This window comes from Synechococcus sp. PCC 7335, from assembly GCF_000155595.1.
GTDB lineage: Bacteria > Cyanobacteriota > Cyanobacteriia > Phormidesmidales > Phormidesmidaceae > Phormidesmis.
Map to the genome: position 1 here is coordinate 3101666 of NZ_DS989904.1, position 23052 is coordinate 3124717.

Here is a 23052-nt window from a genome sequence, read left to right on the forward strand (position 1 = left end):
GCCTTCTCGCAGAGTATGCATCGGACCATTGCTATAGTTTGGGGCACTTGCAACAACTAGACCCTTATATGTACAAGCGGCCTAAGTGATACGCAAGCATCGTAGGTGTAGATTTCTTGTAGAGTATGCAATCTGAAGCTTGCTATATAGCCATCCCTTACCTTGCGCCTTGTAAGCTAGATTTGTACGCTAACCATATATCTTGTTACCTACGCGTAAAGCTTATGAATATTGCATTTGTAGGACTCGGGACAATGGGCACGCCGATGGCGTTGAACCTGCTAAAAGCAGGATATCAAGTTACTGTGCATAATCGTACTCGAGAGAAGGAGCAGCCTTTGGTAGCAGCAGGTGCGATCGCTGCCTCTACTCCGCAGTCTGCTGCTATTAGTGCTGATATCATCATTGTTTGTGTCAGTGACACCCCTGATGTAGAAGCCGTTGTCCTCGGAGAATCAGGCATCATCGAAGGCGCACAGTCTGGTGCTCTAGTCATTGATATGTCTACAATCAGTCCGAGTGTGACTGGTGATATCGCAGCTCAGCTGGCCCAGAAAAACATCCGCATGATAGATGCGCCTGTTTCTGGGGGTTCAGAAGGCGCTCATAAAGGGACACTATCAATCATGATTGGCGGCGAAGTAGAAGATGTCGAGAAAGCTAGACCTGTTCTATCGGCGATGGGCGACACAATTACGCACGTTGGCGCGATTGGTGCAGGACAAACCACAAAAGCCATCAATCAAATTATCGTAGCTGGCACCTACTGGTCTGTCGCCGAAGGGATCACGCTAGGTCTAAAGGCTGGCTTGGATATGGAGAAAGTCGTTCGGGCGGTGGGTAGCGGTGCGGCCAGCTCTTGGGGACTGACAAACCGTTCTAGCAATATGATTGACAACGAATATCCGCTGGGCTTTCGAGTTCGGCTGCATCAAAAGGATCTAAAGATTGCGCTAGAAGCCGCACGTGAACTGGGATTGCCGTTACCTGTAGCAGCCTATGTCGAACAGGTAGAGACTGGCCTAATGGCTAAAGGCTATGGCGATGAGGATATCTCAGCAGTGGCCCGAGCTGTTAGGGATTCAGGGGCAGTCAAATAGTCTATCGCCTAACGGTGTAGCCTACTTCGTCACAATTTGTGCTATTCCATTTATTGCCTATCGACTTGGTTTCCTGCCGATAGTGGTGATGTACAAAACAGCCTCTTCTGCTGGAATGCTTAGCAGTTCATTCACCTGATCATCAAAGAATCCAGCGATACCACTAACACCAATTTGCCTGCGGGTAGCGGCTAAATTGAGCCTTTGGCCTAGGTGTCCGGCGTCCATGTGTAAGTAGCGGTATACTCTGTCTCCGTATTTCGCGATCGCCTGCGCTAGATCTGCGGTATGAAATATCACCGCGCCCGCGTCTCGCCCTAAATCTTGGCCCAAGCATAGGAAATGAAGGTCTTTATAGAACTGGTTAAACCGAATCTGGCGTAGCTCTTCAGCATGCGGAGCGTAGTAGTAACAGCCAGGCTCTAGTCCATCTACATTTGAGATGGCAATGAAAGTTTCAATCAAGCTTAGATCAAAGTAGTCAGGGCAGGTGTCAAACGTTTGCTGCTGGTAGTGTTCTGGATGGTAAGTAAAGTCAAGCAAGGCGAACAAGTCGGCCTTTTGTAAGGGGGCTTGGGTATAGCGCCGAGTCGAGCGCCGAGTTAGCAGGGCCTGCTCTAGTTCTGTAAGATGCTCCCCCCAGTCGATGGGCAGTGTCTTGGTCGAAGCCGCGATGTCGAAAGGAAAATTGTACTTATCAGCGGATGCCTGATTGATTGATGGCGTTTTAGTATCGGTAGACTCATTGTCGTATGGTTTGGCAGTATCTTCTAAGTCGGGTTTATCTAGGTTATCCGTATCAATAGGCGCTGTGTCTGGCGCCGCTGCTGAAGCGGATTCCCCTGGAAAGATGGGCGTACTAAGATCTTGTTGTTGCTGTTGGCTAAACCCAGAATCACTGGAGATTAGGGTGTGTTGGTGAAGATAGCTAAGTAGCTGGCCATCAGAGAGCGCAGCAACATCAGTGTGAATAGGACCCGGAAGAGTACTGCGGGCACGAGGCAGGTTTTGTTCTATTTTGAAGAGATCTGCTAGGGCTAGTATGGCGATCGCGCTTTCTACTTCACTATTCAAGTAAAGCAGTTGATTCATTAGCTCATCGGCGAACCCACCAATCAAATGAGGTCGATAGTCGCAGAGCGTTCCAGCAATCTCTAAATTGCCTAGTAGATGCCCCGCATCTAAAAGCACCCGGCGATAGGCCCGGTCATGATAGCGCCAGGCTGAGCGCTGGAAAATAGTGGTGACGACTAACGCAAGCTGTGTCGTTTCTAGCGATGGATGCCAAAAGCATGCCGCCTGTAAATCCTGCCAAGGGTAATCATCCCAAAAGCGCCATAAAGAATGTGTACGCACCTGATAGTTATACAATCCAGCAGGTAACAGTGGCGTCCCTTTTGAGACCAGATACAGTTCTGCTGGGTATAGGCCGCCGGCCGAAGGCGCAGAGCGCAAATACATTGGCTCACCCGAAAAGGTCATCACCTTTGCTGTGAGACCATAGCTATCAATTAACAGCCGCGAGAGCCTTTGCCATTGATACCAAGACTGATCTGCAGACTCTAGTTGACTTCTAGAAGCCTTATCTTTTGTGTCCTTTTCTTCGGGGTGCTTTCCTAAGTACGGCTTTAGGTCAATGCTGTGACCAATTTTGTAGTCTTTGTAGGGAACAGGCTGCTGAGACCAGTCTAAACCGCTACTTTGGCTTTTAGCGGCAAGCGTTTCAGGATAGTACTTAGTGCGTTGATGGTAGTGCTGGGCGATGGAAACATCTGCCATGGAAAAGCGTTTTGGTGGCGGCTATTTTTTGATAATTGTAACGGGTTTGGCGTGTTCTCCTTGATCGAATCAACGTCAGCGGTCAAAGAATCTGCTACCCTGACGATTCGGGTAAGATGCTAGTAAATACCGCGACTAGCCTGCTCGGCGGGTGGATCAAAAGAAACCATTCAAAAGCAAACCATTGGCTATGTCCACAAGAGGTCACCTATGCAGGGGAATCAAAAAACAGGACGGTTGATGATGTCGAGTAGTCGTTGGCTAGTTAGCTGGCTGATGCTGGTAGGAATTACCCCTGCCTACTGGGTCTGGGCACAGCCCAAACCTCTCTATGCTCAAACTGCCCCCCTGCCTGCTAATCCTAGCCCTACTGCGCCTGCTCCTATACCCGAGTCGCCGGTTAATCCGCTTACTCTCGAACAGCAGCGCAGCGCAGAAAATACGCTTGAGCGCGCCTATGCACTGCTCTCAATCACCATTGGCGCATTAGTCATCGTTCTAGGGGGTGGCCTGCTAACGCTGTGGCTACTCCGACGGTCGGTTATCAACGAGGTGGCTACTGTTGTGCGCACTCAACTCAATGAGATGACTGAGCTAGAGAATAAGGTATACAACGCTACTCGTAGCCTTAATCGCGTTCTAGCAGAAGCAGACGACTTGTCAGGAGAATTACAAGGCCGATCTAGTAATTTCCAAAGGGAAATCGCTGAGCAAAGAGACATTTTGTACGCTCTAGTTGAAGACCTAAACACCTTCAAGGTGCAAACTGCCAAGAATTGGGAGCAGCAGATAGAAGAGGTCAATGGCAAGCTAGAAGCAACGGTAACGGATTTTGACCAAGCTGCGATCGCCTTACGCGAGCAAACCAAACATCGGCTAGAAGGACTGAAAACCGAAGCTGAAGTTGAAGGACAGCGCATTCTGCAACGCTTCACGACTTCGGAGGCAGAATTTTCTCGTCACATTGGCGTGATCAAAGAAGAAACCCAGCGCCGCAAGAGTGCTTTTTTTGACGAGCTAGATCGAAAAGAGTCCGTTCTATCAGACCAGATGGGTAGTGTGCAGGCCGAGACCCTGGCAGAACAAGACCGTATACTCGCTGCACTTAGTCAGGCAAGCAATGATTTTGGTCCAAAGCTCTCAGAAGTAGAAGCGGCTGCTAAAGCTCAAATCGAAGAGCAGAGAGATCTCTCTATAGAACAGCTAAAGGCATCCGAAACGAGTGTTTCAGAGAGTTTAGAAGAAATTCAGGCTAGTGCGCTTGGACACAAGGATTTAGCACTGCAAAATATTCAACGCTCTACCGAAGAATTACAGCAGCAGTTCAACACTATTCGCAATGAAGTAGCAGCACGTAAAGCTGACATGATGCAGAGCTTTCGTCAGTCCGCCGATGGCTTTCTCGCTCAGTTCGCTACGCTAAAAGCTGATGTAGAAGGGCGCAAAGGCACTTTGCTAGGAGATATGGACCGGATTGCTAGTGACTTTCAAAGTCAAATTTCTGAGCTGCAAGCGGGGGTTAGCGAAGAGCGCAAGCATACAATTATGCAGCTGCAATCTACTGCCGACGGCTTTCGAGCGCAACTAGCCAATATGAGCGGTGATATAGACACTCGTAGGTCGCAGCTATACACTGAGCTTTCTGAAACTGCCCGAACCTTTGCCAATCAGCTAACGGAGCTACAAGCCGATCTCGGTGAAGAGCGTAGTCAAACCCTCGAAGTAGTTCAGAAGCTGCAGGAAGAATTTACTCAAGAAATGGACGCGCTACAGTCAGGCATCAGCAGTGAGAAGGAACAGTTGATGCGATCGCTCTTGGAAGTAGAGAACAGCTTCAACGGTGAACTCTCTAGCGTTCGTAACGCTGTTTTTGGTAGGCGCGATGTCATTATCAGTAAACTAAATAGCTTTGATGCCAGGCTAGGCGAACAAATTGGTGAACTTGCTGAAGCTGCTGCCAATCGACAGCAATCTGCTCAAGAGAGACTAGAACAGATAGAAGAGAAGTTTAGTGAGAATCTAAAAGCTTTACAAGGTGGTCTAAATGACAAACAGTCACAGGCTATTGACGAGATTGTGAGTGTGAAAGACGAGATCCAAGCAAAGCTGAGCAAGCTACAGACAGAGGCTGAAAGTGAGAAGCAGCAGATTATGAAGGAGCTAGGTAGGATTGCCCCTGACTATGTCGCTGACTCGTTTATGAGTACCTCGCAAAAGCAGCTCGGGGAGCTTACAGAGAAAATAAATCGACTAGAAGATAACCGACCTGAGCTATTTCTAACTGCAGATGAATTTATTGAAGAAGGCGATCAGCAGCTAGCTAATAAACAATACGAAGCGGCTCTAAGTGCCTATGACCGGGCGTTAGACGTTCAGCCATCTAACGCAGAACTGTGGTTTAGCCGTAGTAAAGTTTTGTTGGAGTTAGATAGAAAAGAAGAGGCTCTCGCTGCGCTAGATGAAGTCACCAAACTTACCCCTAGTAGAATTGAAGCCTGGTATCAGAAAGGACGTTTGCTTCGTGAGCTACGCCAGTATCAATCTGCTTTAGAAGCGTTTGAACAAGCAATAGAACAAGATCCTATTGATGCTAGAGTCTGGTTGAACAAAGGGATGACATTGAGCCGATTACGGAAAAGAGAAGAGGCGATCGCCGCTTTTGATCGCGCTTTAGATATAAACCCTGACTATCACGAAGCTTGGGTCAATCGGGGCGTTGCTTTCGGGATATTACAAGCTCATGACAAAGCTTTTGAATCTTTTGACATGGCTGTGACGTTACAGGCTAATGATGCTGTAGCCTGGCTCAATCGTGGACTGGCCCTAACAGAGTTAGAGCGATACGAAGAAGCCGTAGCCTCTTTTGAAAAAGCTACTAGGTTTAATCCAAAATTAGCTAAAGCTTGGGATAATCGCGGCTACGTATTGATGCGATTAGGTAGGGATTTAGATGCTCTAAAGAGCTTCGACAAGGCTATTGCGGTCAATCCAAATTACGCTAAGGCTTACTACAACAGGGCTCTTTGCTATGCTCTACAAAGAGACAACGACCTGGCTTTAGAAAATCTCCAGCAGGCGGTTCGCTTAGAACCTAGCTATAAACAAGAAGCACTTGCCGATGAGATCTTCGAAGAGATTTGGAGTGACGACTGGTTCAAGGAACTAGTAAGCTGACATTGACTCGTGGGATGATCTTCTCAAAAGAAGTGTCAATTAGCTTCTAGTTTTGACTAGCTCTTAGCTTCGATCATCGCAAGGGGGGAATGGCGATCGCCACTTTGCTTCGCACTCTCCTCGTTTCGGAGGCCCTTCAGCCGTGACACATGGTTGCAGAAGTAAATGTAAAGAGAAAAAGGGGTCAGCTGACGTACATAGTCACAGCTTGCAGTGTGATAGACAAGGCAACATAGCGCTCAGTTTTTACTATTATCAAAGGTTGCAACCCCGATACCGAAGGCTGCAACCTTTGACTTAACATAGCTAAGCGCTTAGAAACCTACTCAACAGTGAAGCTTGGCTCTACTCAAGAGGCTCAGTAGGAGGAATCTCCTCGACAGGAGGAACTCCAGCGGGAGGCACTCCCTCACCAGGTACCTCCTCGACAGGGGGAACGCCCTCAGTAGGAGGCGCTACTTCACCAGGCATCTCCTCAGCAGGCGGCTCACCCGTCAAAGAAGGGGGTAAGAGTACCGCATCAATAGCGTGAATAACTCCGTTGCTAGTCACCATATCTGGGCTGACAACGTTAGCGCCATTGACTGTGACACCCATATCATCTGCAACTAGGTCTAGGTCACTTTCTTCGATACTAGTGACTGTTCCAGTCTGAATTTGATCAGAAGTAATCGCGCCCGGAACAACATGGTAGGCCAACACCTGAGTCAAAGTGCCTTTGTTTTCAGGTAATAGCAGTTGATCTAGTGCGCCAGGTGGTAGCGCTTCAAACGCCTCATTAGTAGGTGCAAAAACCGTGAAGGGCCCTTCACTACTAAGTGCCTCTTCAAGCCCAGCGGCCTGAACAGCAGATACTAGTGTGCTAAAAGAGTCGCTATCAATAGCAGCATCTACAATTGTTCCATCTGTTGCTTCGCCTTCGACTCCTGGATCTCCTGGCATTTCAGTAGGCGCCTCGGAGACCTCGTCGGATGGTGTATCACAGGCTACCGCTACAGGCAGAATCATTAAAGCTGCGGCGAGGCCAGCCAATCGGTTGAAAGGCAGGGTCAGTTTAGAAAAACGCATAGTTCTCCTCAAGATAGGAAAAAATTAAATTGGACCAAATGTCTTAGTTCTTGGGTTAGCGCGTAAGTCCTTTGAAGATAAACAACGCAGGGCTCGTCTCTAGGGCGTTGTTTTTAGGACGATTAAGTAACTGTTGTGATTATTGTAGAGTCAAAATTCGGAATTTACCTAGACTCTTGATTACAGAATTGTAATTTTACTTACGAAAGTTTCACGCGAGGAAAAGTTTTTTAATGCGATCGCTTTCGAATTTTCCGATTTGAAATGCTGATGCACATTGATGAAAAGAGACTGTTGGAGTAATTAGTATATAGAGGCTGATACTGCTGTTATATGTTGTTGATAGATAGGTCGTCTTTGGTATTCATCACCGTAATGGGGATAGTGTCTACCTGGTGAAAAGCTTAAGACACTTAGTTTTGGCATACTGGGTATTGGCATACTGGCCAGGTACGACAGAATCACAAAAGACTTTCTTCAAACAACATAAAAAGCCTGCACTAAATCCGCACGAAATAGTCCCATTCCGGCTGATTCCTACTTGACACTTATCGCCCTACAGGCTAAATTCGCAGGAGTTACGTCGGAAAAAGCCGCAAAGAAGTCAAAGTAAGACACTAGACGCTCAAACTAGATGAACGCCCAGCAACCCACACGCTACGTCTTTAATAACAGCCTAAGCGGGCTGCTACTGCTGCGCGGGCGCGCATCATACTATCCTTCTTCCTACTAAAAATATTTCGCTAGTCTTGGTAGCTACCACAATTCGCAGAGTTCTGCTTTTGTGACATCTATCGCCGAAGGCCAAGTGTGGGTGTTATCACCGCTAAAAAGGCTTATAGACCCGTAGCAAAAGCAAAAGAGTAGAGGCGGACTTTCTTACAGCCTCTGTACGTGGATTATGTCTGCGCGTAGCTCAGCATTTGTAAAAGATGAGAAGATTTTGCGAGTAGCCTACTGTTCAACGTTGGCCGTAAGTGCTATACACGTATCCCCAAAAGCTCTAGTAAGAGAGCTCACCTCAAACAAACATTCCCTTGCCACGACATTAATTATGAAAACCTTCGTTCTCTTACTTCTTAGTCTGCGACTACCACAGGGCTGTCAGATTCAACGCTGGCATCCTGACAGCCCTGACCTATCCCATATGCCAAACAGCGAAATAAAAACGCAAAAATACAAACCACCCTAAGTCATCCAAAACCAACAATGTTGAACAACCCTTCCGATAAATACGCTGCCTTTGCGCCGATTGATCTTTTTAGTCGCACCTGGCCAGACCAAACGATTACGACTCCTCCTATTTGGCTTAGCACTGATCTACGCGACGGTAATCAAGCGCTGATTGAACCAATGGATATTGGCCGTAAACTTCGTCTCTTTCGCACGCTAGTAGATATTGGCTTCAAAGAGATCGAGATTGGCTTTCCTTCCGCCTCTCAAATTGAGTTTGACTTCGCCCGCCATCTAATCGACCATAATCTGATTCCGTCCGATGTGACTATTCAGGTACTAACGCCTGCCCGTGAATCGCTTATCTGCCGAACCTTTGAAGCCGTGCGTGGTGCTTTGAACGTCATTGTTCATGTCTATAACGCTACCGCCCCTACGTTTCGTCAAGTGGTGTTTAACTTAGATAAGCCTGGGACTATTCGCTTGGCGACTGAAGCTGCTGAGCTAATCAAGACCATTGCTCAAGCGCAAATAGAGACAAACTGGCGCTTTCAATATTCCCCTGAAGTCTTTACCTCTACAGAACTTCCCTTTGCTAAAGAAATTTGCAACGCTGTCCTAGATATCTGGCAACCTACGCTAGAGGCTAAGGCAATTATTAATTTGCCAGCTAGCGTAGAAGTCTCTACGCCTAATATTTTTGCTGATCAGGTGGAATGGATGCACCGGGAGCTTCATCATCGCGAAGCAGTTGTTCTATGCGTTCACCCTCATAACGATCGAGGCTGTAGCGTCGCAGCTGCTGAATTGGCTCAAATGGCGGGAGCTCAAAGGGTAGAAGGTTGTCTGTTTGGTAATGGCGAACGGACAGGGAATGTAGATCTAGTCACGCTAGCGATGAATCTTTATACTCAAGGTATTTCTCCTGGACTTGATTTTTCTTGTATCGATGATATTGTCCGAGTGGCAGAGGACTGTACTCAGCTGCCTGTCCATCCTCGTCATCCTTATGCAGGTGAGCTGGTTTTCACGGCCTTTTCTGGTTCTCATCAAGACGCTATCAGAAAAGGCTTTGCTGCTAGAAGTCCTAACGATGTTTGGTCTGTTCCTTATCTACCGATGGACCCGGCTGATGTAGGTCGCTCTTATGCTTCTGTTGTTAGAGTCAATAGTCAGTCAGGGAAAGGAGGAATTGCCTTTTTGCTAGAGCGGGATTACGGACTCTCTTTGCCCAGAAAGTTGCAGATAGAGTTTAGTTCGGTTGTGCAGCAGGCAGTAGATGCTAGCGGCAAAGAGATAACGGCACAAGCAATTTGGGACGTTTTTTGTCAGGAGTATCAGCAAGTTATTGAGCCGCTGCAATATGTTTCACATCGATCTTCTCAATCCGCCAATCAAATTGAGACTCAACAGGTGAGTGTTGTTGCTAATCTCGTTTTCGAAGGAGCTGAAGTTGTCAGCGTGGCTCAGGGTGATGGCCCGATCGAGGCATTTGTCAAAGGGCTAAACCAGGTAGAGGCTTTACGTAATTTTGGTGAGATTGAGGTCTGGCACTATGAGGAGCGATCGCTGCGCAATGGTAGTCAAGGAGAGGCGATCGCACTAATTGAAGTTGTCACCGATCAAGGCAGCAGCTATGGTATTGGTATTCATAAAAGCATCGTTATCGCGTCTTTTCAGGCAATCGTCAGTGCGCTAAATCGCTTGTCTGATCGGATCTGTTTGTCAGACTCGCAGTCTTTAGCGACGCGTGCTTAAGTCTGGTGCTTATGTTGGGGCTACGCACCCTATTGCTCTCGGTATTTCTCTAGCAGAGCAGTCAGCGCTTCGTAGCCCTCCATACTCATCACTGGGGTGAGCTGACGACGATATTTCTCTAGGGTTTGTTGGAAAGCCTCTTCTCCTAACTGACCCTGGAGGATGGAGGCGAGCCCAGCGGCTTGTCGCCAGTCTTCCGAACCAATGCTATTCAGTAGATGCATCGATAGAACGCTGTAGAAGATAGCTTCGTCTGAATGTCTTAGCGCGTGATGGGCTTCGGCAGTATATAGCGTGTAAAGTCCTTGTAGATAGATGTTGCCAGACCCTTTAACAGCCTCTGCCCCTTTAGTTAAGATATTGAGACCATCTTGGGGGCGATCGCACATCACATAGCCAATTCCTAGACTATTGTAGGCCAGTGCCTGACTTTGAAAATCTCCTTGTTTGCCAGCAAGTGCTAGACCTTGTTCTAGGTAGGCGATCGCGCTGTCGTAAACTGCCGTATCTCCGATATCATTCGCTCGCGCCTGCAGCACCTGTGCATAACCCAGATTGACCAATGCATTTGCGGTTCCGATCTGATCGCCTCTTTGCCTAGCTAGAATCAACGCTCTCTGACTGATTTCTACACCTTGTTCATAGTCTTTCTCTAATACTGCGTTTCGCGCTAGGTGGCAAAGATCTGCCGTCTCACAAGCTAAATCTTCGGCTGATCTAGCAATCTTCAAAGCTTGCTCGTAGAACGCCTTTGCTTCACTAGCTCGGCCTAGCATCTGTTTTGAATACCCCAACAATGTCAGAATTCTTGCCTTTTCCTGGGTCCCCTCTACCTGGGTGAGCGGCTCACTAAAATAGTCAAGCGTATCTTGTAGATAGTCTCCTGAAAAAGATGCAAATACACCACCGTATAGGGGAAAATCGTCTCGCTGAGAAAATGTTCTTAAGATCTGTAGCATTAGTTGAAAGCAGCCATCGCCTAGCGTTCGGTAAGACGAACTACCTGCAGTGATGAATCCCTGAGATAATCGTCCCCAAATTGCGGCAAAGATTAGAGAAGTACTGTAAGAGAGCTGCTTTCCGGCCTTAGCACTGTAGGGCTGTTTGTCAAACCAGACGATCAAACTGCGCTGCAAGAAGTGTAAGGTTACAGCTAGATCTATCCAGCTCGCCACATCTACTGCCGTGCGAGTGATTGCTTCTACAGGTTCGTTTTTTGCTAGCGCTGTAAATAACAAGCTTGGCAATCCAGTGGAGGCCTTTTGCCAAACTACCCAAGGTCCGCCTTGAGCGCGTTCCCCAAATCCAATCGGCTGACCCGCAGACGTATACAACCAGCTAACCAGTTCTGGCTCTATCCGTTCGTAGTTTGCTAGTCCAGATAGGATTCCTCGCTGCCAAGGGGCTAGCTCATCTTCTGATAGGCTTTTAGCTAACTGTTTGAGCTGCTTGCGATTAAGATTATTAGGCTGATTAGGGTCGATGAAACTTAGGAAGATATTAGGCCGCTCGGCGGCTTCTGCCTGACGGAGCTGGTCTGCTGCGATCACGATTCCACTAGCCGCCTGACGGTCTTTTTGGCCTTTTTGCCACTCGCTTTCAATCGTCTTTAGCGCTCGTAAAATGCGCGCCGCTTTGAGCGAACCTTCTAGCTGAGCTTCGATTTCGGTGATACGAGTGCCAAGCGATCGCTCAAAAATCTCACCTGTACCCGTTTCTACCGCAGCCTCTAACTGCGATCGCACTTGCTCTTTTGAGCGCACATTTCCTTTTAGCGTCTGCTCTACGATCCTATCAATCAGAGCTAGGTACTGCTCTACCAAAGATCCGCTCACCCTAACCTTCCTACTAAAACCGCTTTAGCTAAGCTACCTATCAAAGTAGCTTGACCTAATTGTAAACGCCCTTCTTGAAGCTATACAGCTTAAAAAGCTAATCCAAAAACCGATAGCCATTTTCTCTTTGAAGTCGTGATTACCCTATGCTAGTTCTTATCAGCACCGAGTCAGCACCGAGGTAGGATAGTGAGCCGCCCAAGCAATTCTCAAACTAGCTTGCTTACCTCAGCAACAATACTGCATTGTTATCTATAAACTTTTCCTTACCATCTTCTCCAACAGCATTGAACCGTCGAAAATATCTCTGCACCTTCTCTGGTAGTTTTTTGTAGTCGAACCACGCATCTCCTGCTGCGACGGTTGCCCAAAAATCTTTGACATAGGGCGCATAGCTTTCTGCCTGTTCTGGCGATAGGGAAAGCGGTGGGTCAGTCATCAGGCGTAGAATGAAGGGAAAAGAGCGATCGCCCATCCACTGCTTGGAAGTTTGTTGCAATGTTGGCCAATCGGCGAGAGATTCTACTCGCCTGGTTTCTATGTTTACCTGCCGCAGCCCCTGTGCGTTTGTTGAAACAGACATCAATCGATATGGATGGGGATAGCTAACCAACGAACCTGTCGTAATTGCGTAGAAATTACCTGATTTAGCAATGTCTTGTACGTGCAGATGTCCGGTGAATGCAAGTGGTACTTTTGCTGCTTGAAGTCTTGAAACTAGCTTAGGTGCATTTTTGATCATGTAGCGTTGACCCAGCTTTGATTTTGCTTGATTGGGTAGATGCTCCAACACGTTGTGATGGACCATCACCATCACAAACTTACCAGCAAGTTTTTTTAGTTGGGCATCTAGCCATGAAAACTGTTCTTCATCAATAAAACCTGTGCCGATTTGCTCTCCTGACTCATCAAAAGTATTGGAATTCAATCCAATTAGATGAACACCTGGCAAAATTTCTTGTTGATAGTAAAGCTGCTTGCTATCCGTGTAGCCGAACTGTCGATAGATTTGCGGAAAATCAGTCAACGCAACTCTAGAAATAGTTTGATTATTGTTAGCTAGAGTTCGCTCTTTTCTAGGCACATCATGGTTGCCGGGGACAACATAGACTGGGAAAGGTAATTGTGCTAGTCGATTGGCTAACCACTGATGATTGTCTCTTTCACCATGTTGTACTAAATCTCCAGGTAGTAATAAAAAATCTGGTCGATCGGCAACTAGCTGATCTAGAATCTGCTCAAAAGCTGGAATACTGACCTCAACCAGATGAAATCGATTTGGAGCATCCCAGATAGTATGTGGCAGGGCAATGTGCAAATCGCTGACAACGGCAAATTTGAAATTGAGTCTCATGATGGCTTTTTGAGCAGCGTTTCACTTAAATAGTAAGGGCATCTTAGGAAGAAAGTCCATAACACAGACTTAACGACAATAGTCTTTCGTGCATAAAAGCAAGCTTGCGTACTATCTACGTGCCTCACTTTGCTGAAGTCCACAATTGCAGGTTAGAAACCTCGCAGCACAACAGGCAAAGTGGATTACGTGTATCTAATGTATCGGGTACACGCAATCTGCACCTAGCAATCCACTAATTCTAACCCCCTAAATACAGTCAGCGGATTGTTATAACAGCTAGCCTTGGGCTTCTAAGAACTGACGTTGTTACAGACTTTAATCCTTCTAAACTAATCTCTAGGGGAATTCCCAAAAGAGCAGCAGCGGTGGCTATTAAACAGTTAGGTTCTAGGTCTCAGGTCTCAGGTCTCTTGGAGAAGCTTTGCTATCTTTAACAGATAATTGTAAATAGAGCTGTGAGTGTGCTCAGCTCTAGGATGAGGTGGTTGATCCGGCTGCTGAAAGTAAGGACGCTCACCGGTCATCTTAGACTGAGCGATCGCCACTTGCCTGTAAAATTCGTAGAAAGATGTTGACTCATTCAGTAGACTTTCAATAACTTGAGAAAGCGCAGTCAATGGGGTCTCAAGCTGGCGGCTAAGCCGAATATCTGCGATACACCAGTTGGCTAGCTCAGTCGCTAAAACCCCTGATGGCTCCGAGCTATGGTTAGCAATAAACTGTTTTATCTCATTAGCGGCCCTAACGGGTCTAGGAATAGCTGATTCACCTTTCATAAAGCTGCCGCTCTCTCTACCGATTGCTTCAGCGAGAGAGAACTTTCGCTCAGCTCGAATCTCTGTTTGAAGCTCGTCGGACAAAAAGCTATTAATAGAAGTCCGATCAACGGGCGTGATAGCTTTCTCGTCTAACTGAGGCATCAAATCCACCTGAGGCGTCAAGGTCTTTTTGTGTTTGGAAAAGGCCCCTAGTGAGAAGTATTTGGCTACCCAGTCTAAAAGAAAAGAAACCATGGGTTGGGGCTACGAGGCGAGTTGTAGCTCTTCAATGTGTTGAGCGACACGGTCAGTCCCATTGTAGAAATTTTGAAGAACAGAGGCATAAGCATCGCCTGCCAGCGTCTCCATATTGTGATCTGCGCCACGAGCAATAAAAATTTGCTTAGGGCTAGGGGTTGCGGCGTAGAGCTGACGACTAAATCTAGGGGGAACATCGAAATCCTGGTCGCCATGAACATAAAGGACCGGCATCTTTAGTTCCTTGACTTTGCTTAGAGAGTCGAAGGGCTCAGTTAATAGAATTTCGATGGGAAAGAACCGATAGATAGCTTTTGCCTCAACAGCATCCCTCATAGTAGTGAAGCTACTTTCGACGATAAGGCGATTAATTTCAAGATGATGACTAGCTAGGTCGATAGCAACGGCACCTCCGATAGAATGACCTGATAAAACAATGTTCTCTGGTGATACCTTACGGCTAAGCGTTAGATAGTTAAAAGCTGCGTCGGCATCAGCAAAGATGTTTGCTTCGTTCGGCGCAGGCCCACTACTCAGCCCATAGCCACGGTAGTCAAAAGCGAGGACAGAGCAACCTTGAGCATGATGGAATCGGATACGCTCGGTGTTATAGCTGATGTTCCCGTAGTTGCCGTGACAAAACAGCATAACGCGGCTGCTGTGAGGGTTAGGGACCCACCAGGCATGGAGGTACTCACTTTGACTTTCACCGCAGCCATCGCTGATAGGGATCCAAATGTCTTCATAGGCTAACCCTACGTCAGCCGGGGTCTTGATAAGCTGCGCTAAAGGGCGATAGATCAGCTTAGTTTGGATGCTGTAGAGAGCAAAACAAGCGCCTACATAGGCGATCGCAGCAGCGCTACTGGCCCATAATGTTGCCGAAAAATCTTTGGGTACTTTGGTCGCAAGAGCAGGAAGGGAGAATAAATTTTGGGGACCGAGCATGAGTGACGAGATGCAACCTATCAACTGTGTGGTGACTATAGTTTACCGCTCAGCTGCTAACAAAAAAGGTGCCTATGGGCACCTTTTTAACCTACACGCCCCAATCTTCAGATAGAAATCAGGGACGTTGTGAATTGCGATTCAAGATGTCTATTTACGAAGCCACTTGGATGCGATCGCACCGATAGCTGCGCCCACTAACGGATTGCTGAGAAACTTTAAGATAGCAGGCTGATCGGCGAGCACCTCTTGAAAGATATCAGGATGGGCAGTGTAGGCAAAAGAAGCGAGCTTACCCACATCATCCGCATTCATCTTACGAGCGCGATGGGTAGAGAGTCCGAGCTGTCTTTCAAGGTCACGATCACTTAACCCTCTTTCTTTGAAGTGCTTAAAGAACTCACGAGCAACGTCATCGCGCTCATTAGGCTTGATCTTTTCAATTGCGCTTCGCAACTCAGGGTCCATCTGGGCTGCTGGGACTCGTTCAGGGTGGAAAGCTCTTCTGAGCAAACCATGTCGCTCGTCGCGGGAGGATCTATCGGCAAAATCATCAAAGCTTTTGTATTTCTCGCTGAGGGCATCGTCACCGTTAGGTTCTAAGATCTCCTTGTTGCCACCTGCGAGGTCTTTCATGATCTCACGCTTGTACTTATCGCTGCTTGTAGACATAGGGCTCTCCAAATTGGCGTGGGGTTTGTGTATGAATGAAGAAGTTCGTGTGTTGAACTCAGTTTCTCCACTGGTTTTCTAGAACACAGTTCTTCTAAGATGTAATTTTTTAGATGCAGTCCTCTCTATTTTCTGGGTGTCTTTCCGAACTGCTTTCTATTTCTGATTTCTATTTCTGACTTCTTTTCTATTTCTGACTTCTATAGATCCTACGGCGTGCTGTATTCAACCTGACCAGATTGTGAGTCGTAGTCGGCTACTAGGATAGGAGCCTTGTCAGGAGCAAAGACAAGCACCTTCAAATCCTTGTTGGGAAAGCTCTTCCGAAATCCTTGAAGCAGAGACCTAGAAAGTTCCTTGACTTCGTTCGGCGCTACCTCTTCAGTAATGACAACACCAAGTTTATTGTTATCTTTGACATAGGCATCAGAGACTAGCCCTTGAGCAGCACTAACAACCCAGTCACCATATTCTTGACCCTTGGCAGAATTACCCCGCTCTAGCTGGGAGTAGCCGACCATAGAACCTGCTGGCGCTTCGGTAGTTGCTGTAGAGCAGGCGGTGGTTGAAACGGTAAGAAGTAGTACAAGCGCGATCGCTGTAATCCAGCGACGGCTGCGTTGAAAGAAAGTCATGACGTTTCCATGGTCCTTTTCCTAGACAGTATGTAGATATTGCATCACTAAAATGTGTTAGTTGCTTGCCTCTAAAGAAAGAGATTTCTGTTTTTTTACATTGCTTAGAGAAGGAACCTAAATTCCATAGCATAAAAATCGTTGAAGTTGTGTATCTTCTCCCTATCTTCCCATTTAGACAATAGAGTTAGGCGATAGAGTCTTGCTCTATAGGTGGCATGGAATATGGCATGAAATATCCAGAAAAGGGACCTGTTGCTGAGATTTCAATTTAATCGCTACACCACGCCTAACGAGGCATTCAGTCTTAAGGCAAGCTGAATAGCCGAGGTGTCGTGAAGACTCTTTCGAATATCGCACCTGCCAGATTAAACCATTGAGAGTCTCTATCTTCTAGAACATTTCTAAACTTCTAGAACATTTCTAAAGAGAGTGCTACTGAAGGTAGTCAGGACTAGTGAACTAGCTATCAATCTGTACGATAGAAAATAAGAATGTCATGAACAAAGTCAAAATCGATCAATATTGGCAAAGCTATTTAGGCACTTTGCCTAGTCAACAAAAAATAGATAGGTCTTACTTGATTGACCAGTTTGGAGATAGTCCTGCGCTTACGAATGAGCTGACTGGGCTAGTTCTTAATCGGGTGAAAACAGCTACCTGCTCTGCGTTATGGGAATGGGAAGCTGAACAAAGTCCGCTACCAAAGGTGGGCAGTAAGACTGTCATTCTAGATAGTGCTCAAAACCCAGCTTGCATTGTAGAGACAACGGAGATCATTGTTTGTCCGTTCAACCAGGTCGATAGGAAGTTTGCCTATGACGAAGGAGAAGATAACCGTAGTTTGGAATCTTGGCGGCGAGAACACTGGAAATATTTTTCTAGGGTTCTACCAAAGATTGGTAAGACCCCGACACCGACAATGCCTCTGGTCTGCGAACGGTTTCAAGTTCTATACTCTGTGTAACAGATTCTACCGGATTGCCTGCGTTACCTCTAGAATATGGTCGTAGCAAAAGCCATCAACGAGGATCTCTAATTTTTGTCTGAGCAGACTGTGCTGTGAGGGTATTGCTTCGATAAGTTGATGCAAGCGATCTCCATCAACCTGGGTAGCAGCAGTGTGTAGCGATCGCACCCATTCGGCAGGCATCACAGCAATCTCCTCGACCTCCAACAGCGAAGTCTGAGCAACGGTTCTTTTTTTCAGTACGTCTAGCAGCTGATTCAATGCTTCTGTCTGCTCACTCAAGGTAGTGTTACTCGCTTCAATGCTAGAGAGATGAAGAACTTCGTTTATGGTCGTGAGAAGCTGATTGCCGCTCCGGTAGATAATAGAAAGGTTATCTTTTTGTTCTGCTGTAAGGTTGTCGTGGCTAATCAACACCTGAGAGAAGCCCAAGATAGCATTGAGGGGGGTTCGTAACTCGTGGCTCATGTTTGCTAGAAAGGCACTTTTTGCTTGATTGGAAGCATCGGCCTGTTGCTTTGCCTGCTCGAGGTCAATCGTCCGTTGCTGAATGCGGGCTTCTAGCGCTTCGTTGTTATTTTCTAGAGCTACCAGTGAGTCTTGTAGCTGGCTGGCCATCTGACTTAGCGAATCAGCTAGAGCGTCAACTTCTCTAATGCCTTGAGAAAATGTCTGACGAGCGATACTTTGGTTTTGAGACGACGGGTTAGATGAAATTTGTGGTGGAAAATTATCTGCGCTTAGATCTGTTTGTAGAGGACCTGTTTGTGCTCTTTGGGCGATCGCTTGAGCAATCTGGTTGAGCGCTAGTATGGGCTGATTGATGCGCCGTGCCGTTAGCCAACCAATAAGGGAAGCTAATAGCAAAGCTGCTAGGCACAACAGAATAGTCGTACGAGTGTTGCGACGAATATCTCCCATGAATTCTGCTTCTGGAATAACCACTACTACTAACCAGTCAATTCCGCGCAGGTCATTGAAGCGTGAGACCTGAACAAACTGATTCTGACCATCGATTGAGAATTCTAACTGAGCAGTATTGGTCAAGCTGTTCATAGAGATCGCTTCATCTACCCCCTGCGCTGTTTGGCGAGTGATGGCATTAGCGCTGTCAACTGCCTGCAGTCTTTGAACTCTGCCTGCTTCAGTTCTAAGATAGGGGGTTTCATCGGTTGAAGTAGCCACAAGCAGCCCAGAGCTTTCCATAATAAAAGCCTGTCCCTGCGTACCAATATCCAGGCCACTCAACACTTGACTGATATCATCCAAAGAAAAATCTGTGGCAACGACTCCCAGCAGCTCATCGCTGAGACTATACACTGGCAGTGCTGCACTTAAGGTAAGCTGCTGTAGCTCCCACTCTAGGTAGATATCGGTCCAAACTTCGTCTTGAGCTGCCACCGCTGCCTGATACCAAGGACGAGTACGAGCATCGTAGGTATCTAAGCGGGCTTCTAGTAGCTGTGTGCGATCACCTCGCTCATTCAATTCATAGACCTGTCCTTTAAAGTCAGTTGCAGGTTCATTTACTACCGCATTAAAGTTGTTCTCGACTGTGCGGGTAACGCCTACAAATGCTCCTTCTGCTTGAGAACCAAAATAGAGCCAGGTGATGTTATCGAGAAACTGCATCTGCTGCCAAAGATACTGCTCACTGCTGCGGTTTTGAGTTTGGAGAGTATTGCGGCGAACGGCATCTGCATTGATTTGATTCAATAGATGAGGACGCTCAGCATAATTGGCTAGCTCGGCCAGAATCCGATCAGAAACTTCACTTCTTAGCCGAGAAGCCACCTGGTTCACGGCCCGCTGTCCATTCCGCAGCGAGAAATAACCTGTTAGCCCAACAACCGCAAATATCTGAATCAAGAAAGGAATGACCAGCACAGATCGAAGTGACCGGGACCTGCGGCTTAGATTCGATAGTGGAGAAATCAGAGAAAGAGGCACTTTTGCTGACATATGGCTGTTCAGAGGCTGCTAATTAGCTTTGCTACGAAGACCCTTTCACGAACATAGCAGATGATCGGGAAGAAACCGGGAAGGTATGAACAGCTACTTTCTTCTCGTTTAGTTCTCGATTGTTTTTTATCTTTTAACTGTTGATGACGGTGACTATCACTGTCTCATCCCTATCTCTGTTATTGAGCCATCTCGGAGTATCAATAATGATTTATCGCGCTTTTATCTTTTCTATCGCCACATTGCTGTTTTATACGCCTTCGTTGGTAAAAAGCCTTTCAGGGAAAGTCATATCATCTCAAATCTCTCTGAACGCATCTGGTTACTCTTCTTCTGATGCTTTTCAGTCAGCGATAGGTAACGAAACAATTCAGACAAAATTACCCACTAGTCCAACCTTCTAGGCTTTTCCCCTGGGTTTTAAACACAGGTACTTAACTCTTTGACCATCATTCTTTGATCACCAAAGCACTCTTCATAACTCTACTATCCATAGCTTTGGCCACAGCTCGTGGCAGTCATAGCCTTCTTCAGCTTGCGTCCGACAGCTATATCCAAGAATAAAGGATACTTACCATGACTACTAACACCTATCATCTCCCTCAGCTAAACTTTCTTGATAAAACCCAACAAAGTGAAAATCGCTTATTTATCACTGATGGCGGTCTAGAAACAGATCTTATTTTTCAGCAGGGAATACATTTGCCTGACTTTGCAGCCTTTGTACTATTGAACGATGTGATGGGTGTTGCGGCCCTTAGACGCTATTTTGAAAAGTACGTGGCGATCGCTCATAGATATGGCGTTGGTCTGATACTAGAAAGCCCAACCTGGCGGGCGAACAGCGATTGGGGCGATCGCTTAGGCTATGATGCTGAGGCGCTAGCACGGGTCAATCAACAGGCGATCACGCTGCTTCACACTATTCGCTTAGAAGCTCAAAACCCAACTTCTGTTGTAATTAGCGGTTGCATCGGCCCTAGGGGTGATGGCTACAGTCCCAGTAGCCAAATGGATATTCAGAGCGCTCAGGAATATCACACTGCTCAGGTTGAAACCTTTGCCTTAAGCTGCGCTGCGAATAGAGCCGATATGGTTAGCGCACTGACTATGACCTATGTTGAAGAGGCTATTGGCATCGCTTTCGCGGCTCGAAAGGCTCGTATCCCGGTGACCATTTCATTTACCGTAGAAACAGATGGCCGCTTACCATCTGGTCAGTCTCTTAGATCAGCGATCGAGCAAGTTGATCAAGCTACAGACTGTGCGCCAGCCTACTATATGATTAACTGTGCACATCCAACTCATTTTCAGCAAACAGTCGCCGTCGACGAACCTTGGACTGAGCGCATCTATGGTATCCGCTCAAATGCTTCTCGCAAAAGTCACGCTGAACTAGATGACTCAGACACTCTAGATCAGGGCAGTCCTGTCGAGCTAGGTTGGCAGTCTGTAGAATTAGCCAAAAGCCTACCTAATTTAGCTGTATTAGGCGGTTGCTGTGGTACGGACTATCGTCATATCGAAGCCATTTGTCAAGCCTACTGTTCTTCCATGGATCACAGTATCACTCCTAGTCAAAAGAGCCCAATTGAGGATAGTTCAGCTATCGACTATCACAAGGAAATAACTCTTTTTGATAGATCCTTTTAGCTATTGCAATTCCGTCTACAGCTTGCAGCATACTCAAACGCAATCGTCCTTTTCCTATAAAGATAAGTGCTTAGCAAAAAGCAAGATACATTTGGCTGTTTGCTATTGTTGCATCTGCAATCGAGCATCTCTGAATGAACATAGAAAAAGGCTCAGAGCAACTGAGCCTTTTATCGTTCTTTTGTAGGAACTCGTAGACGGCAAATTCGACCATCGAATTTGTCATGGAAAATTTGAACTAACCGCCCGCAACCGCAGGAACGATGCTCACTTCATCGCCATCTTTTAAAGCGGTGTTTTTGTTGTCTAGAAACCGAATATCTTCACTGTTGACATAGAAATTGATGAATCGACGGAGCTCACCTTGATCGTCGCAAAGACGCTTTTTGATACCAGGAAATTTAGCTTCTAGGGTATCCATCAATTCGCTAATGTTGCTGCCCTCGCATTCTACGGCGGCTTCGTCTTTAGTGAACTTCTGTAAGGGGGTAGGAATGAGAACTTTGACAGACATGTGTGTTGATAAGTTGCTGAAGTAGTTAAACAAAAAAGTGGGTCTAAACCTGAGTTTGCTGCCACTCTAGACGATTCAAGGTGTTGGCTCGCTCCCAAGCTCGCTCGAAGCTTTCTAACTTAGGCTCGATAGTGTGAGGCTCACCAATATACCCGTGAACGGCCTCTTGTGTCTTCAATCCGTTGCCGGTGATGAAGACAACTGTTTTCTCATCAGGATTGATTTTACCAGCTTCGACTAGCTTCTTTAGAACTGCAATCGTAGTACCACCAGCAGTCTCGGTGAAGATGCCTTCAGTTTCAGCGAGTAGCTTCATCCCTGCAATAACTTCTTCGTCAGTCACATCTTCAATATTACCGTTCGTTTTGCGAGCAACATCGAGAGCGTACATACCATCGGCAGGATTCCCAATAGCAATAGATTTGGCAATAGTGTTGGGTTTCACAGGCGTGATGAAGTCACGACCTTCTTTGAAAGCTTGAGAGATAGGAGAGCATCCTTCTGCCTGGGCGCCGCTAAAGCGCACATCTTTAGCTTTTACTAGATCGGTTTTGATGAACTCTTGGAAACCTTTGTAGATTTTAGTGAAGAGAGAACCAGAGGCTAAAGGGGCAACAATATGGTCTGGCAATTCCCAGCCAAGCTGTTCAGCAACTTCAAAACCTAGCGTTTTTGAGCCTTCAGAATAGTAAGGACGTAGGTTAATGTTGACGAAGCCCCATCCGTGGGTATTAGCGACTTCAGAGCAAAGGCGATTAACCTGGTCATAGTTGCCCTTGACCGCCATCAAGGTAGGATCGTAAATCAAAGTGCCGAGGATCTTGCCTGCTTCAAGATCAGCAGGAATGAAAACGCAGCACTCTAAGCCTGCGTGGGCCGCGATCGCCGCTGTAGAGTTCGCTAAGTTGCCAGTACTAGCACAAGAAACAGTGGTAAATCCCAGCTCTTTAGCACGAGTGAGTGCTACGGAAACCACCCGATCTTTGAAGCTCAATGTCGGCATATTCACCGCGTCATTCTTGATATAAAGCTCTTTAAGCCCTAGCTGACGGGCGAGGCGATTGGCTTTGACCAGCGGAGTCATCCCCGTACCAACATCAATCGGCGTATCCGTTTCAACAGGTAAAAAGGCCTTGTAGCGCCAGATAGAGTGAGGCCCAGCGGCGATAGTTTCTCTGGAGACTTGGCGCTTGATAGCTGCGTAGTCGTAGGCAATCTCTAATGGACCAAAGCACACGTCTTCGCAGACATGCTTTGCGCCTAAACCATACTCTTCTCCGCATTCCTTACATCGCAATGTAGTAAATGTTTTCTTAGAAAGTCCTTCAGAAAGACCTTGAGAACCAGCGAGCCGATCAATAGCCTGTGTCATAATGCGTTTCCCTACGGTAAGAGCGGAAAGAAGTGAAACAGGTCTACGAGCCTATTTCCAGTGAAG

The 23052-nt window shown here is 46.8% G+C and carries 16 protein-coding genes; 5 read left to right on the forward strand and 11 right to left on the reverse strand.

What is annotated here, in order from left to right:
• Window positions 1–224 precede the first annotated feature (224 nt).
• Entirely contained in the window at window positions 225–1100 is an 876-nt protein-coding gene (locus S7335_RS13515) for an NAD(P)-dependent oxidoreductase (protein WP_038018289.1), read from the forward strand.
• Window positions 1101–1157: 57 nt separating this feature from the next.
• Here S7335_RS13515 and S7335_RS28435 read toward each other — a convergent pair whose 3' ends face one another.
• A complete protein-coding gene (locus S7335_RS28435; protein WP_006454821.1) occupies window positions 1158–2879 on the reverse strand; it encodes a SagB/ThcOx family dehydrogenase in 1722 nt (573 codons plus the stop codon).
• Between the two features lie 210 nt (window positions 2880–3089).
• Here S7335_RS28435 and S7335_RS25990 point away from each other — a divergent pair, with 210 nt between their 5' ends.
• Entirely contained in the window at window positions 3090–6053 is a 2964-nt protein-coding gene (locus S7335_RS25990) for a tetratricopeptide repeat protein (RefSeq protein ID WP_006454516.1), read from the forward strand.
• 345 nt (window positions 6054–6398) lie between these two features.
• On the opposite strand, the gene S7335_RS13530 is transcribed toward S7335_RS25990, so the two are convergent.
• Window positions 6399–7121 carry a fasciclin domain-containing protein gene (locus S7335_RS13530; RefSeq protein ID WP_006454387.1) on the reverse strand — a complete coding sequence of 241 codons (723 nt, stop codon included), beginning with the start codon at window positions 7119–7121 and terminating at the stop codon, window positions 6399–6401.
• Between the two features lie 1209 nt (window positions 7122–8330).
• On the opposite strand from S7335_RS13530, the gene leuA reads away from it, so the two are divergent.
• Window positions 8331–10052, forward strand: coding sequence for a 2-isopropylmalate synthase (gene leuA / locus S7335_RS13535; RefSeq protein ID WP_006454091.1), 1722 nt, complete (start codon window positions 8331–8333; stop codon window positions 10050–10052).
• A gap of 29 nt (window positions 10053–10081) precedes the next feature.
• On the opposite strand, the gene S7335_RS13540 is transcribed toward leuA, so the two are convergent.
• The 6 genes from S7335_RS13540 to S7335_RS13565 all read right to left on the reverse strand — a co-directional run bounded on the left by S7335_RS13540 (window position 10082) and on the right by S7335_RS13565 (window position 16515).
• Window positions 10082–11887, reverse strand: coding sequence for a tetratricopeptide repeat protein (locus tag S7335_RS13540; RefSeq protein ID WP_006454637.1), 1806 nt, complete (start codon window positions 11885–11887; stop codon window positions 10082–10084).
• 223 nt (window positions 11888–12110) lie between these two features.
• The gene (locus S7335_RS13545) at window positions 12111–13241 is read right to left on the reverse strand and encodes a metallophosphoesterase (RefSeq protein WP_006455893.1); all 1131 of its coding nucleotides are present in this window, start codon (window positions 13239–13241) and stop codon (window positions 12111–12113) included.
• A 404-nt stretch (window positions 13242–13645) separates the two neighbouring features.
• A complete protein-coding gene (locus tag S7335_RS13550) occupies window positions 13646–14257 on the reverse strand; it encodes a hypothetical protein (RefSeq protein WP_006456370.1) in 612 nt (203 codons plus the stop codon).
• Between the two features lie 9 nt (window positions 14258–14266).
• The gene (locus S7335_RS13555; RefSeq protein WP_006453909.1) at window positions 14267–15208 is read right to left on the reverse strand and encodes an alpha/beta hydrolase; all 942 of its coding nucleotides are present in this window, start codon (window positions 15206–15208) and stop codon (window positions 14267–14269) included.
• 150 nt (window positions 15209–15358) lie between these two features.
• Complete coding sequence (locus S7335_RS13560; RefSeq protein ID WP_006455637.1) at window positions 15359–15880, reverse strand: hypothetical protein; 522 nt, start codon at window positions 15878–15880, stop codon at window positions 15359–15361.
• A gap of 209 nt (window positions 15881–16089) precedes the next feature.
• A complete protein-coding gene (locus S7335_RS13565) occupies window positions 16090–16515 on the reverse strand; it encodes a hypothetical protein (RefSeq protein WP_006455999.1) in 426 nt (141 codons plus the stop codon).
• A 499-nt stretch (window positions 16516–17014) separates the two neighbouring features.
• Between S7335_RS13565 and S7335_RS13570 the strand changes: the two genes are divergently transcribed.
• A complete protein-coding gene (locus tag S7335_RS13570; protein WP_006457503.1) occupies window positions 17015–17482 on the forward strand; it encodes an ASCH domain-containing protein in 468 nt (155 codons plus the stop codon).
• 6 nt (window positions 17483–17488) lie between these two features.
• Here the strand turns inward: S7335_RS13570 and S7335_RS28880 are convergent, their stop codons facing one another.
• Window positions 17489–19447, reverse strand: a complete 1959-nt coding sequence (locus tag S7335_RS28880) for a cache domain-containing protein (RefSeq protein WP_050765873.1) — start codon at window positions 19445–19447, stop codon at window positions 17489–17491.
• 576 nt (window positions 19448–20023) lie between these two features.
• Between S7335_RS28880 and S7335_RS13580 the strand changes: the two genes are divergently transcribed.
• Entirely contained in the window at window positions 20024–21100 is a 1077-nt protein-coding gene (locus S7335_RS13580; protein ID WP_006456765.1) for a homocysteine S-methyltransferase family protein, read from the forward strand.
• Between the two features lie 238 nt (window positions 21101–21338).
• On the opposite strand, the gene S7335_RS13585 is transcribed toward S7335_RS13580, so the two are convergent.
• Both S7335_RS13585 and thrC read right to left on the reverse strand, forming a co-directional pair.
• Window positions 21339–21614, reverse strand: coding sequence for a MoaD/ThiS family protein (locus S7335_RS13585; RefSeq protein ID WP_006453408.1), 276 nt, complete (start codon window positions 21612–21614; stop codon window positions 21339–21341).
• Window positions 21615–21657: 43 nt separating this feature from the next.
• Window positions 21658–22986: a threonine synthase gene (thrC, locus tag S7335_RS13590; RefSeq protein WP_006457630.1), complete on the reverse strand. Its 1329-nt coding sequence runs from the start codon at window positions 22984–22986 to the stop codon at window positions 21658–21660.
• Window positions 22987–23052: the final 66 nt, after the last annotated feature.